The following is a 14,442-nucleotide window of genomic DNA, read 5'->3' on the forward strand; positions in this document are numbered from 1 at the left end:
GTCCCTCATGCAAAAAGAAATTGTCTGGTCTTATCCATATCGGTCCACTCGACCGATCTCTAAAGACTATACAACGTCTGGGGTCAGCAGGGCAGGGCGTGCCGATGAGGTGGGAGTCATCGCGTGGATGCTAGGCAACTTCTTGGGGCGTGAGTGATGTGGCGCGAATCGGCTGGGTTCGGACGGTGGGAGGCGTCATTGGACGTTTCCGTTTCTCTATCGTTGTGATGGCTTTTTCCTGTTGGTGGCCAGACGAAGTCCCCACAACACGCTGTCGATTGCTCGCAACTTTGAGCCACACTTGCCGAATAACGTGCGGCAGGGTTACAACCAGCAAGCGGATGTCGACGAGCAGACTCGCGCTGTGAATATATTTCATGTCGTGTGCGATCTTTTCCGGGATACCGGCTAGCGATTCGTCGTAGCCCAAGCGTAGTTGGGCGAGACCTGTGATGCCGGGTTTGACTTGAGTTCGCTCGAGATAGTTGGGCAATTCCTCTGCTAACCGCTCGACAAATTCAGGACGTTCCGGTCGTGGTCCTACAAGGTTCATGTTACCTGCTAAGACGTTGAACAATTGTGGCAGTTCGTCAAGGTGAGAACATCGAAGCCAACGTCCTAGTGGAGTCACACGCGCATCTGCGGTATGACTCCAAACCGCGCCCGTGCCCTTTTCCGCGTTGCGCTGCATCGTGCGAAATTTCCAAATTTGATAGAGACTCCCTTTCTTTCCAACTCGAACTTGCCGAAAGAAAATCGGACGTCCGTCACAGATAAGAATCGCAAGCGCAACGACCGACATCACCGGCAATGCGAATGTCAGAATGCCTACGGATAGTAAGCGGTCGGTCACTGACTTGATCTGGAAATAGTGACTTGGCTCTGGGGGTGCGATGTTAATCTCGTCACTTGATCTACTCGTTGAGCGAATAAGCGAAGGATGAACGTAGAAATCAGAGCGAAGGTTCCAGGATGTCGGCGATGGTTCAGTGGGTGTCGAGAGACCTTGAATCATGAGTGGATTGGGAGTTCGTGTGGGACGGGGAGGAAATGGAGGTTGGCTGAAGCTTGCGCAGTTCACTTCGTAATTCTTCGATTTCGACGCACAGCAGGTCTTCATCGGAGTTTTTGCGTGCGGTTGCACTCTTTGGCGAGGGAAGCTTCTTTGGAGGAATTTTGGGGAGTGTTTGACGGACGCTACGCAATTGGCCTTGTATTGGGTTTTGAGTATCGAAAAGTACTGCACCACCCATCGATAATTCCGCTTGATAGGCAGCTTGTTCGCAAAGAACGATTTGACTCCATCGGGTCTTGTTGACCTGGACCGCGAGCAGATTGGTGTCCACTTCGGCGCCAAGCAAGTGACCCTGGGGAGAGCCTAATATGGATGGTCCGTTGACAATGATCGCGTCATAACGCGACTGCATCATATTTAGGACACGGCGCAGCGTTCGCGGGTCAATCCACGTTTGCTGCTGTTCGAAAAAGCCAACTGGCAAAAGATGAATTTGGGGGTGATCGGTTGATATGATTCGCTTGGCAACTGCGTCGAAAGCCTCTTCACCCGAGTCGCCTTCCAAATCCGAAATTGCCTGTTCGATTGATAGTTGGACCATCCCTTCGGCATCGGCGACTCCGAGCATGTCGCTCAGTCGCGTCGGTCCCGTGTCGCAGTCGATCACTAATACACGACGGCGATAGCCCCCAAGCACGGTTGCAAGTTCTTGTGCAACACGATGTCTCAGTTCTTTGGGCGTACAGCTTGTGACCATTACGGTTGGCGCGAGCGTCGATGGATTTCGCTTCAGGAAAACATTCACGGCGGCTTCGTTAACGCCATTCTCCTGAGGAATATGCTTGGCCCATGACAGCGTGTTTGACTGGGATTTGGCGAATGCAGATGTGCCAAATACGGGGAAACGTGAATGGGAAACCACGTCGTCAGCAAAACGGACGCGGCAAGCACGCCATTCTCGGTAGCCAATCGCAAATACAACAAGAATCCAACCACAAAGTGCGGAGCCGGCGGCGGCTTTGAGTTGCTTCGAATGCGTGGCATGTTCGGGAAGCTTGGCTAGTTCAATCAGTGTCACTCGTGGTTGCGATTGTCCTTCAATTTTTAGCTCTTGCAGCGATTGCCACAAACTATCAGCTAAACGGCTTTGGCGTTCCACTGCGTGACGTGACATGTCCAGCGGGATTGCGGTCGTTTCGACCGACGCGGAAACGACGGAATCCATTTCGGACAGCCGTTCGCGTAAGAAATCTTTTTCGCTTCGATTCAATTGAATTTGCTGTTTCAGATCAGTTAACGTTGCTTGACGCTCGATCATGGTTTGGCTGCGAGATTGCTCGGCGATTTCTGATCGAATTAGCGATTCGTTTTGGGCAATGTCGTCGAGAATCAACCGTTGTTGCTCCATCAGCGTCACGATTTGCGGTGAATTTGGGTCGACCGCGATGTCCCGAAGTTGGTTGATTTTTTGTGATAAGCGCGCAAGTGCGTTTTTCGCTTGGATGATTTCAGGGTGTTGATGAAGTGCTGCGTCGGCAACGTCGGGACGGCTTGCGACTTGTTCCGCCCATTCTTGCTCTTCTTCCGCCAATTTGGATTGCAACTGGTTGCCGCGAAGTTGCGCTGCTTGCAGTTGTCGAGCGTAATCACGGTAGGCTTGGAATTGCATTTCATCGCGAAGGGTCATCGATTCCGATCGATCCGTTCCGACCGATTCCGCGACGCTGTTGAGTTTGTCCCAGAGTTTGTCCAGCTCAACATCGGCAGCTCGTGCCGCTCGTTCGAGTTCCCTTTCCCGTTGTTGGTAGTCATAGGCCAAACGGTTCGTGATCTCGGCGAGGTAAGCCTGTGTCACAGCGCACGAAAGCGCATGGGCAAGACGTGGTGACCGATGTGAGGCAACAATGCTCATCACTTCGGAACCCGCTTCGGTTTCCACGTCGAGACATTTTGCGAGCCACTCGATGCGTTCGGTTTCGGGAAGTTCACTGGTGAAAGGCTTTAGTCCCTGATCGTTCATCGCGACTGCGAGGACTTGTGGTGATGCCACCAACTTCGCTTGCGATCGAAAGAATGCAAGGTCATCCGCACGCGTGGTTTGTGCCGCGAAGACGACATTCCGCTGTTCACGTACACGCAATAAACCCTTGGCTCGGTATTGCGGAGGAATAAGATGCCAAGCACCGATCGCTAGCCCCAAGGACACAATCAGGCCGATCACGCATGTTGCAACCAAATGGTGACGGCAGGCTAAAATCAGATCACTGAATTCCGGCATGCCACCTTTCGGCGCAGCGTGTCGCAACGACATTCGAGGATGCTCATGCGTTGCGTTCGCAGTGGATGGTAACGCATCGTATGAGTCAGCGGGATCGTGAGATTTTCCAACCATGGAAGATTACATATGCAGGTGTGATCTCGAACATTTTTTTGGCGGATGGTTGCGATGATGAAAGCGCATACGCCAAATCCGAATTAACGCTGCCCCACAAAGTTACTCGGCACATTGCGCGTGGCAGTGAACTTCAGAGAGTTCGTGCCCTACAAAGAGAAGAAACCGGATAGCCACAACGGCATGGTGGCCCAATGCGGATTGGTTCTGCGGGAAGAGAGAGCTGGTTTGGTTTTTCGTGCCGTACCGATCCAGACCGGACAGAAGGGTTAGGGCGACAAACGCTGGCGCGTCCAGGTATCACCGTCATCATTTTGGGAAGTGTATTCGATCCGATCGTGCAAGCGGCGCTCGCCACCTTGCCAGAATTCGAAACGGTGCGGCCTAATTCGATAGCCCCCCCAAAAATCCGGGAGTGGAATCTCACCGCCAGCAAACTTGGCTTTAAGTTCCTGCAGCTTCATCTCGAGTATTTTGCGATTGGAGATGATCGAGCTTTGTTGCGAAATCCAAGCCCCTAATTGACTGCCGCGAGGTCGAACCATGAAGTATTTCATCGATTCGGCCGTTGAAACCTTGCTCGCGGTTCCGTTGATCTCGACTTGTCGTTGTAGCGGTAGCCATTGGAACAGCAGCGTGACATTCGGGTTTTGTTCGATCTGCTGGGCCTTGCGACTGTTGTAATTCGTATAGAAGACCAATCCGCGTTCGTCAAACATCTTTAACAGTACCGTTCGTGCTGAGGGACGACCGGTGGCGTCGACAGTGGCCAAGGTCATTGCGTTGGGCTCAAGCAGTTCGGCCTGCATTGCTTGTGCGAACCAATGCTCGAATTGTCTTAGCGGATCGGCATTGGTCGAGTCCAAGTCAAGGGCTTCACGCGAGTACTCTTGACGTAAAGATGCAAGATCCATTGAATGCAGCGGAGATGAAAAAGTAGTGTTAAAGAGAAAGCGTGTGACGTTACAGGTCCAAGCAACGCGTTAAAGTTCCAAGAATAGACGTGCAGGGTCTTCGATTACGTCCTTGATGGTGCGAAGAAAGCCAACTGCTTCGCGGCCGTCGACGATGCGGTGGTCATAGGTCAGGGCGACGTACATCATCGGACGAATGACGACATTTCCATCGACAGCGATCGGCCGATCTTGGATTGAGTGTAACCCAAGAATGCCACTCTGAGGAGGATTGACAATCGGCGTGCTTAGCAATGATCCGTAAATGCCACCGTTACTAATCGTAAAGGTTCCACCCATCAAATCAGATGGCTGTAAACGGTTTTCGCCTGCTAGTTTGGCATATTCGCTGATTGTGACTTCGATGTCGGCAAACGACATTCGTTCCACATTCCGCAAAATGGGAACGACCAAACCTTTCCCACCACCGATCGCAATGCCAATGTCTTGGTAATGGCGGTAGACGACGTTGTTGTCTTGGATTTCCGCGTTCACTGCTGGATATCGCCGTAACGCTTCGACAGCCGCTTTGGCAAAGAACGACATGAAGCCAAGTTTGACACCATGCTTTTCTGCAAAAGCGTCTTTGTACTTGCTGCGAATCGTCATGGTTGGTTGCATGTCGATTTCGTTAAAGGTCGTCAACAATGCTGCGGTTTGTTGTGCTTCGACCAATCGAGCCGCAATCGTCCGGCGCAACATACTGAGCGGTTTGATTTCTTCGCTGCGATGAGGCAACGACTCCGAAACGAGCGATGTGGTCGCGGTTTGACGCGTGGGGACCGAAGCAGCGGATGGACCTGGCTTGGGTGCGTATTGCTCGATGTGGGTGGGACCTGCCACGCCGGTCTCTTCGCTTCGGTGTTTAACGAACGTGATGACGTCCTCTTTGAGAAGCCGTCCGCCCGGTCCGGTCGCGGGAACTTGGCTGGCGGTCAGTCCATGTTCTTCGAGCAACCGTTGAGCAGCCGGCATCACGAACGAATCGTCATTTCCCGAGGCGGTGGAGGGCGATGGTGGGGGGCTATTAGCTTGCGTTGCCTTTGGTGTTTCTTTTTCTGTGCTGCTAGGCGGCGTTGCCGCGGCGGGCTTTTCGCCATCCCGAATGGCTGCGATGGTTTCACCAACGGTGGCAAACTCTTCCGTTGCTTTGGTGATGTTTTCTAAGATCCCCGAGGCCGGTGCTGGGATTTGGACCGACGCTTTTTCGGTCTCAATTTCGACCAAATCCTCTCCTTCGTTGACCCAGTCCCCTTCGGCTTTTAGCCACTGACCAATCTGCACTTCGCTGATGGATTCGCCAACAGTTGGGACATCGACGTTAATAGACTCGCTCACGATTGTCTTCGGCTCGCTACAAGGGGAAAAGGGACTTTCTACTATCGTACCGCCCCGGCGAATGGTTTGTCAGTGGCCTTTTTTACCTGCTTTTGACGAGAGCCTGGATTATGACGCGTGTAGCAGCAAAACCACCGGGGAAAACCCTTCTAGGTGTGCCGGATAGAGGAATTGAGCGGTTCACACGAGCCACGTTTGGCTTAGCCTCTTCGATTTGATTACTGCGACTGATGACTTCGGGTGGTTTGGTTCGATGCGCATGCTGGGTGAGAACTCGGTTTTTTCGTCCCCACAAAAACGATAGCCCCAACAGTGGCGTCGGATTGAACAGTGGCGTCGGATTGATCTGAGCAGATGATCCTAAGCCACTATTGAGGACAAGTTTTCCCTTTTCATCATTTTCAGTTACTTTCACGCATGTCCGAATCCAACCGTGGTAATTCGATACAGCTCGCTGCCGTCGTGCTTCTGCTCGTCGGTGGAGCGGGGTATTTTTTTCACCACTATCAAGTTCATGGACTTGATGGCGTGGGCGTGACGGCAAAGCCATCGAGTGATATGCCGATCGAGCTGGCCGATTTTCGCTCTGGCGTTGGGGGCATTGATTCTAGTTTCGATAGTTCGGGGAACTTTAACGCGGCTTCCTCATCCGGTTCATCGATCGATGACAATCCCTTCACATTGACGCGAAAAACGGTTGGCACGCCATCGGAATTTGGAGCCAGTAACGCGGTCTCCGCTGATTTAGTTTCGGGACGCCCACCAAAACGTTATCCGAACATTCGCATCGCGGCTTGGGCGCTCGATGGTTTTGGGCCCACGAAATTAGCAAATCGAGTTGCTCGCCAAAATGTCGTTCGCATTATCAATCAATTTGACATCGTTGCACTTCAACAGATTTCAGCGATCGAACGCGACCTCATTCCTCGCTTGGTTGACGAAGTGAATCAATCGGGACGCCGCTATGATTATGTGCTTGGGGAATCAAGTGGGCCACCGGGACGTCAGGAACAGCTAGCATTCGTTTTTGATACGGCGCGAGTTCGTGTGGATCGAACCCAAATTTACACCGTTGCGGACCCAGAAAACCAAATGAGCTTTGACCCGTTAGTTGCTTGGTTTCAAGCGACACAGCCAGATCAACGGAGTGCATGGACATTTTCGTTGGTGAACATTCGAATCGATCTGGGGCGGGCGCCGACGGAAGTCGCGTTGTTACCAGGAATCGCCAGTAGCGTTCGTGCGGACGGACGTGGTGAGGACGATGTCGTCTTGATGGGATTGTTCCAAGCCGACGATGCCTATCTAGTACCAACTATCGCGGGCGATCGAGTGCGGGCGGCGGTGCGAAGCGTTCCCACGGACATCTTTGGCCGCTACCAAACGAGCAATATCTTGATGGATACGACCACTTGCAGTGAGTATCTAGGTCGCGGTGGTGTGCTCGACTTTTTGCGAGTCTACAATCTCAGCTTGGCCGAGGCGGAAGTGGTGACCAGTCATTTGCCAGCCTATGCCGAATTCACAGCGAACGAGGGCGGCCAATTGTAGCCACCGGTACAACCGAGCGTCAGAGGCGTAGCATCGGTGAGCGTAGCGAAGTAGTCTGTTAGAAGAAGAAATTCCTCCTACCAACTACGAAGTGATTCAAACCATGATTCGCACTGCTTGCCTCGTTGCGCTGTTTTCTGTTTTAGGGCTCATCTCGCAACCTAGTTATGCCCAAACGCCGATCGTGGGATCGGGCGTGGTTGTCGCAGAACAGGACGGCATGGTTGCGGTCGAAGCTGAACACTTCTTTGAGCAAACTCAAACCAAAACACGCGCGTTCTATTTGGTAACCTCCGACACAAGTCCTGACATCAAACCGGATGGTGATCCACCCCATGTTGGCGGCGCAAGCGGCGGGGCGTACCTGGAAATTTTGCCCGACACTCGGCGAACTCATGCGGACAAATTGATTACTGGCGTCAACTTTTCGCCGCAACCAGGAAAAATGGCTGTGCTGCACTATAAGGTGCAAATTAGCAATCCCGGTCGTTACTACGTTTGGGTGCGAGCTTATTCCAGCGGTTCGGAGGATAACGGATTGCACGTCGGCATCGATGGCCAATGGCCTGCGTCGGGACAACGTTTGCAGTGGTGTGAGGGCAAGAACTCTTGGCGATGGGATAGCAAACAGCGAACCGAGAAGCAGCATTGTGGTGAACCGTACAAGATTTACTTGGACATCGACAAACCTGGTCAACACATCATCTCGTTTTCGATGCGAGAAGATGGGTTCGAGTTCGATAAATGGTTGATGACGACGAATCGCAACTTTGCCCGACCCGATGATGCAGGACCAACGACGACGATTCATCGTGGTAAGTTGCCCAAACCGTTTCCAACAGTCGCCGCCAAACCTGTGGATGTTGCAAAGCCAGCGGAAAACTCTCGCAACGTATCGTCCAGTCCAACGGAGCCCGTTAGTTCGCTTCCGAAGATCGAACCTCGTGGTGCGGATGGAAAGGGCGATATTGTCGTTTCCGGTGATGCGATGGTTTGGCACAAAGTCACGTTGACCCTTGATGGTCCCTTTGCTCACGAACAAGACAACCAACCCAATCCGTTCACCGACTATGGCTTCTCGGTCGAGTTTCGCCATGATGATGGCACCACTTACAATGTACCTGGTTATTTTGCTGCGGATGGCGACGCTGCAAACACATCCGCTGAATCGGGGACAAAATGGCGTGTTCACTTTGCACCCGATCGAGCGGGTCGCTGGACTTATACGACTCGTTTCGTTCAGGGGAAGAACACCGCGGTCGATTCAACGGCGAGTGCAACTCCGATCCAATCGTGTGATTCAATAACCAATACGATCAAGGTTAGCGAATCTAACAAAACGGGCGATGCGCTATTGGCCCAAGGTCGACTGCAATACGTTGGCAAGCGATACCTACAACACGCCGGTAGCAAGAGGTTCTTCCTGAAGGCAGGAGCGGATGCACCTGAGACGCTGCTTGCCTATACCGACTTCGATAACACGATCGCTGGCAAGGCAGAGAAAGTGCCGCTCAAGTCATGGCAACCCCACGTTGCGGATTGGAACGCGGGTGATCCAACGTGGAAAGAAGGAAAAGGAAAAGGCTTGATTGGTGCAGTCAACTATTTGGCCGGTAAGGGATGCAATGCGTTTTCTTTCTTGACCTACAACGCGGGTGGCGACGGCGATAATGTGTGGCCCTTTATCGATCGCAATGACAAGATGCATTACGATTGCAGCAAACTTGACCAATGGGGAATCGTTTTCGATCATGGCACCCAAAAAAGCATGTATCTGCATTTCAAGTTGCAAGAAACCGAAATTGACGATCACAACAAAAAGAACACGCGTTTTGTTCCCGAGTCACTTGACGGTGGTAACTTGGGGCCACAGCGAAAGTTGTATCTACGTGAACTGATTGCACGATTCGGTCACAATTTGGCACTGAATTGGAACCTCGGCGAAGAAAATACACAAACGACCGCGCAGCAGCAAGCGATGATCAACTACATCGCCGATACCGATCCTTATGACCACCACATTGTCATTCACACCTTCCCCGACCAGCAGAAAAAAGTCTATCAACCGCTGCTCGGCAACGCGTCGAATTTGACAGGGGTATCGCTGCAAAACAGTGGCATTCATGACACACATTGGCAAACCGTTTTCTGGGTGGAAGCGTCAACCAAAGCAGGCAAACCATGGGTGGTCGCATTCGACGAATCGGGAACCGCCGCACATGGTCAATGTCCCGATATCGGATACAAAGGCTATGATGGAAAAGACTCTTCCGGCAAAGATACCTACACCGAACATGATGTACGTCGACAAACCCTTTGGGGAAGCTTGATGGGTGGAGGTGCCGGAGTGGAGTACTATTTCGGCTACAAGTACATCGAGAATGATTTGGTTTGTGAAGATTGGCGATCACGTGATCGCAGTTGGGACTACTGCCGAATCGCTTTGAACTTTTTCCGTAACCAAAACATTCCGTTTGTTGAAATGGTGCCATCCGATTCGTTGGTTGGAATGGATTCCCGCGACAACGCATGTTATTGCCTTGCTAAGCCGGGTGAGATTTATCTCGTTTTTTTAGCAACCGCCGACCAAGCGGAACTAGACCTGTCGGATGCGACTGGTGAGTTCACGGTGGAAGTCTTCAATCCGCGGACGGGTGAGTTTTTGGTAGAGGAACAGCAAGCGGTGGTCCCGGGTGGCTACAAGGTGACGTTGGCTTACCCGTCGGGCGATGATGAAGAACGTCTGATCGTGCTTCGGAAAACGAATTAGTGTGAACGAACTTCTCGATTCATCCTGAACTCGAAGAGAGGTGAGCGTTTGAATCCTTATGATGATCCCGCTGCCGCAGCGGCGGCGGCTCGAAAGCAGGTTGCTCCGAATCAACCGCCGGTAACGAATCAACCGCCGGTAACGAATCAACCGCCGGTAACGTCGGGGTTAGCACTGGCCAGCATGATTTCGGCGGTGCTTTCGCCTCTGTTTTTGTGTCTTTGCGGGTTGTCGATTGTGCCGTCGGTGATCGCTGTGGTCACGGGGCATATGGGACTAAAACGGATCAACGCGTCCAGTGGTAAGATCGCTGGCCAGGGACTTGCCATTACCGGGTTAGCTGTCGGCTACCCAATGCTCCTTTTTTCTATCCTGATGCTGTTGTCGGTTGGAAACGCCTTTCTAGAAGGTTTTAACGAAGCCAAACAGGAACGGGATCGCGGAAATGGCATTCTGGTTGAAGCCAGCACGTCGCAACAGCGTTTACGGGACGCCGAACTCAAGGTGATGAGTGCAAGCGGTGGCGACGGAGCCACGGGGAACACACCCGAAGCGAAGCAGTTGGCACTGGGCTTCTCGCAACAATTTCAAGTGTTACGAGAGGCTCTGTTTACCGACGAGCGCAAACCGATCGTGAGTTTGTCACAGGGCAAATTTATCGTGCACTGTGAATTGCACTCGGATCGTTGTGCCTTCGTCGTACATGTTCCCTCCTACCGGAAATTTGATGACGAAGGAAAAGAGTCGCTCGCCATCATTGCTTGGTCGCTCGCCAGTGAGAAAGCGGCTGAAGTGTTAAAGCCGGGCGATAGCTTGGCGGTCGGACTTCGTGGAACGCTGCTCTATGGTGACGTGATGACCGGACAAGTTCCGGAGGGGGATGGCGAATCGAATTATGTCTTGGGCGAGCGTGAATCGTTATTTGAGTATTTTCCTGTGTCGATTGTTGAATCGGATTCGCCGATTCTTCCAACCGAAGCGGAGAACGTCGTTCCTAGAGCGGAGATGGAACCGCCGCCAAGTGTCTCACCCGACATCCCTTCGATGGAACCTTCGTTTCGTCCGCCGACAACTCGCAAACCCCAGCGACAAATACCGCCGCCGCCCAGCATCCAGCCACCTCGATTCCAGCCAACCAACCCCCCGCCACCTGTAGAATCCACCAGCATGTCCGTCGAGGGGATCACGGTGGAAAAGGCATTTGAGTTTTCCAATCTCGGTTGGACGGTGAAATCGCTGGCGTTTTCTCTCGATGGACGTTGGTTAGCTGGTGGAAAACTCGATCGGTCTGTTTTGATTTTCGATTTGCAAAGTGGGGAACAGGTCGGTGAAGCAAAGAAGGTGAGCGATGGCCAAGTCGAATGCGTTGCATTCTCGCCTGATGGCAAGACACTCTTTTGCAGCACGTCCAATGGCGAAACGCAGGTGCATGCAGTTGACGCCAGTGGGCTGATTGGCGAATCGAGTCCATTGCACTCGTATACTCGCGGTGCCAATTTGATCTTGCCAAGCCCTGCTGCGCGGTTTGTTCTCAGCGCGGGGGACAATGGGACGATCGTGTGGCAAGCTTACGGTGGTTCGGCCAGCGACGAGCGGACGCTCAAAGCACTGGACCGCAAGGTGCTTGCGGTTCACTTGCCGCCCACGGGCGTCGGCGCGATGGCGACCGATGGGCGTTCGTTGGTGAAGTTTGACCTCCGCTTGGCAGAGTTAACCAACACGATCCCGCTCGACCGCGGTGGGACGCAAGCAGCGTCATTTTCTCCGAACGGAATGCTTGTCGCAATCAGTTCTGGACGCGAGATCACGGTTTACGACACGCAAACTGGAAAGCCACAAGCTTCATTGGCAAAGGATCTGCGAGAGACACAGTGGGCGGTAAAGTTTCATCCTAATGGGCGATGGCTTCTTTCGGGTGGACGTGGCAAAGCGTACCTTTGGGATATCGAAACGAGAGAGCATCTAGCGACGATTGACTTGGGGAATGTCCTTTACATCAACGCCTTAGCGTTCTCTCAAGACGGTCGGATGATCGCGGCAATCCCCAGTGCAGCAGGCCAAACGCTGTCGGTTTTCCGGCTTGGCGGTAGTGCCTTTTAGTGTCGCGTTTTGTTTTGCAAAAGCAGAAACCGTCAACGCGTTCCCACGGATTCAACGGTGGCGATCGCGAGCAGTTGGGGTTAAACGCCAGCGACTTCAGCCGCTTTGTAGACGGTTTGAGCGCGGCGGAAACCGATTCGTTCGTAGAGTCGAACGGCTGCTGTATTGTCGGTGGTGACTTCTAAGTGCATCTTGGACAATCCCGCCGATCGAAAACCGCGAGCGGCACGAAGCAACAGCAGGGAGCCAAGTCCTTTTCCGCGATGTTTGGGCGAAATCCCGATGTTCTGAATCGCTCCCCACCCTTCCGCTTGTAATCCTTGAATCGTGCCGACTGCTTCGGGCCGAGTCGATGTGCTAGGGCGAAACCTCATTAACCAAGTTGCTTCGGGCACAAAACCGGCACGACCGGTAATCTCTCTCATCAGCCGCAAACAACCATCAAGGCGCGCTAGGCAGGGAAAAACATTCGCATCGAGTTCTTCGCGAAAACTGCGGTACTTGGCCGTCGCATGTTCGCGCACAAGACCGTCGCTATAAGGTACCAATTCATAGCCATCGGGTGTCGTTAACCCATCGGACAGGGGCTGCGCGAGATCAAGCTCCATTCGAAATCGCTTGAAATAAGTTAAGCCCATTAGGGTGAACTCGCGGCTAGTAGGAGGTCAGGGAAACACAACCGACAACTCAATTTTAGCACACGGGAAACGTTTTCTCGCTAAATCAGCTCCCTTTTTCGGATTCGGACAGGGCCGCAGTCGTTCGCTCAGTCAGATTCGCTAATTTCGGCATCCGTTTCAGCCCTCGCTATCGTTCCAAGCGAGCCCCAAATGCCATAGGGACTCTCCCCGTCCACGTCGGCTTTGCTTCCTGAATAGACGCTCGGGGCCGTCAAGTTGCCGGTGTCGATCGAATTGGTGAGAAACTTAACGGCTCCGTCCCCCATCAAGACATGACAACCACCGCCGTGGGCGCTCGATGCACTGAAGACCCCTTCGAGTCGATGTTCGGCTGCGGTATCGCAGTTGGGCGAGTTTGGTGGCAGGATCGTATTGAATCCAGACCAAGTAATGGCACCATCAGCCCAATTGCCACCGCGCGCAGCTTTGCCATCCGGTGTCCGTCGCATCGTGATGTTCGGCTTGTACCGTACCGGTGAAAAACGTCCACCGTTGGTAATGGTATTCAGGCACAGCGACGGATTGTCTTTGAGTCCCGCAATGTTGGACGCAATATTGCTTTCCATGCGTTGCGGGTCCGTATCCGTAACGACTTCGGCCATAAAGATGGTGGAGGATAAGCCATCGGTGCAGTCTCTGAATTTGATGAAGGTTCCACTGACGAAGGCGCCCCGCTGTGACAGGGTATCTGCGTTGGAATCGCGGAACTTCAGATAAGAACCTGGTTCGTAGCCGACTTCGTGGATGCCATCACCATAGCAAAATGCATAGTTCGACAATGCAGCATGCTTCACGGGACGTTCGGTTGTATCCGAGGGACACCGATACGTTGCCATCCCTATTTGCCAAGGAGGATAGTCAATCGCTCGCCACGGAGCCGGTCCCATTGAAGGGAAATAGTGCTCACCGTTTTCGTTGATCAGTGGTCCGTCGGCGGTCGAAAGTTGATCGAGAATTTCGTCTGCAAATCGGCTGTCTAATTTCATTGACCATTCTTCTTCGACCACCACCACTGGCTTCCGATCGGTAATGTATGGATTCAAAATCATGCTCCACATCGCACTTGATTCGATAAAGGGAGTCATCGGAACGTTGGCAGAAAGACGTCTTTGGTTTGACAAGTCATCTTGCCCAGGCGTCGGTCCGGTACCCGAACAAATCGGGGGAATGCATCTGAATGCAGAGTGGTAGTTGTGGATCGCCAAACCAATCTGTTTGAAATCGTTGCTGCATGACATTCGTCGGGCAGCTTCGCGGGCTGCCGATATTGCGGGCAGCAATAGGCAAACCAATACAGCGATAACGCCTACGATGGCAACGACTTCGACCCAAGTGAAAAAGCGATGCGGGGTCGTTGCTTCTTGACTCATTTCATTTCTCCAATTCGACTGGTCTTGTTCAACTGGCTTTATCGGTGAAACCAAGCATCTCGCCTTCGGATGTCTCCATGGTCCCCCGATAGCATCATGTTGAGGCATAACCATGATGATAAGGAATCCCGATAGTATCGGGGGGAGGGGGCATTTACTGAAGCAGTGATTTCGAAGATCCGGCCATTCGGTTGCAAACCAATTTTTGCCGTCGTGATCAGTGCACCTGCGGTTTGAATATTCACAAGTTTTTTGGGAGTTGCTATGTCGAGA

Annotated in this window: 9 protein-coding genes; 3 read left to right on the forward strand and 6 right to left on the reverse strand. The window is 52.7% G+C overall.

The window, feature by feature from the left end:
• Positions 1-130: 130 nt before the first annotated feature.
• The 4 genes from CA13_RS19370 to odhB form a co-directional block, all read right to left on the reverse strand.
• A complete protein-coding gene (locus CA13_RS19370) occupies positions 131-1,015 on the reverse strand; it encodes a sugar transferase (protein ID WP_419194578.1) in 885 nt (294 codons plus the stop codon).
• Positions 987-3,407 (reverse strand): GumC family protein, encoded by a 2,421-nt coding sequence (locus CA13_RS35385; RefSeq protein ID WP_419194579.1) that lies wholly within the window; start codon positions 3,405-3,407, stop codon positions 987-989. Before CA13_RS35385 ends, CA13_RS19370 begins: the two co-directional genes overlap by 29 nt.
• Positions 3,408-3,676: 269 nt before the next feature.
• Positions 3,677-4,321 carry a pyridoxamine 5'-phosphate oxidase gene (pdxH, locus tag CA13_RS19375; protein ID WP_146399406.1) on the reverse strand — a complete coding sequence of 215 codons (645 nt, stop codon included), beginning with the start codon at positions 4,319-4,321 and terminating at the stop codon, positions 3,677-3,679.
• 69 nt (positions 4,322-4,390) lie between these two features.
• The gene (gene odhB / locus CA13_RS19380; RefSeq protein ID WP_146399408.1) at positions 4,391-5,698 is read right to left on the reverse strand and encodes a 2-oxoglutarate dehydrogenase complex dihydrolipoyllysine-residue succinyltransferase; all 1,308 of its coding nucleotides are present in this window, start codon (positions 5,696-5,698) and stop codon (positions 4,391-4,393) included.
• A gap of 417 nt (positions 5,699-6,115) precedes the next feature.
• On the opposite strand from odhB, the gene CA13_RS19385 reads away from it, so the two are divergent.
• The 3 genes from CA13_RS19385 (at position 6,116) to CA13_RS19395 (ending at position 12,119) form a co-directional block, all read left to right on the forward strand.
• Positions 6,116-7,249, forward strand: a complete 1,134-nt coding sequence (locus CA13_RS19385) for an exonuclease/endonuclease/phosphatase family protein (protein WP_146399410.1) — start codon at positions 6,116-6,118, stop codon at positions 7,247-7,249.
• 103 nt (positions 7,250-7,352) lie between these two features.
• Positions 7,353-10,019 (forward strand): DUF5060 domain-containing protein, encoded by a 2,667-nt coding sequence (locus CA13_RS19390; RefSeq protein ID WP_146399412.1) that lies wholly within the window; start codon positions 7,353-7,355, stop codon positions 10,017-10,019.
• A 48-nt stretch (positions 10,020-10,067) separates the two neighbouring features.
• The gene (locus CA13_RS19395) at positions 10,068-12,119 is read left to right on the forward strand and encodes a DUF4190 domain-containing protein (protein WP_146399414.1); all 2,052 of its coding nucleotides are present in this window, start codon (positions 10,068-10,070) and stop codon (positions 12,117-12,119) included.
• An 80-nt stretch (positions 12,120-12,199) separates the two neighbouring features.
• Here the strand turns inward: CA13_RS19395 and CA13_RS19400 are convergent, their stop codons facing one another.
• Together CA13_RS19400 and CA13_RS19405 are read right to left on the reverse strand one after the other, a co-directional pair.
• On the reverse strand, positions 12,200-12,757 hold the full coding sequence (locus CA13_RS19400; protein WP_146399416.1) for a GNAT family N-acetyltransferase: 558 nt from the start codon (positions 12,755-12,757) through the stop codon (positions 12,200-12,202).
• A 128-nt stretch (positions 12,758-12,885) separates the two neighbouring features.
• On the reverse strand, positions 12,886-14,169 hold the full coding sequence (locus tag CA13_RS19405) for a DUF1559 domain-containing protein (RefSeq protein WP_419194580.1): 1,284 nt from the start codon (positions 14,167-14,169) through the stop codon (positions 12,886-12,888).
• Between the last annotated feature and the right edge of the window lie 273 nt (positions 14,170-14,442).

The organism is Novipirellula herctigrandis, from assembly GCA_007859835.1.
GTDB lineage: Bacteria > Planctomycetota > Planctomycetia > Pirellulales > Pirellulaceae > Novipirellula_A > Novipirellula_A herctigrandis.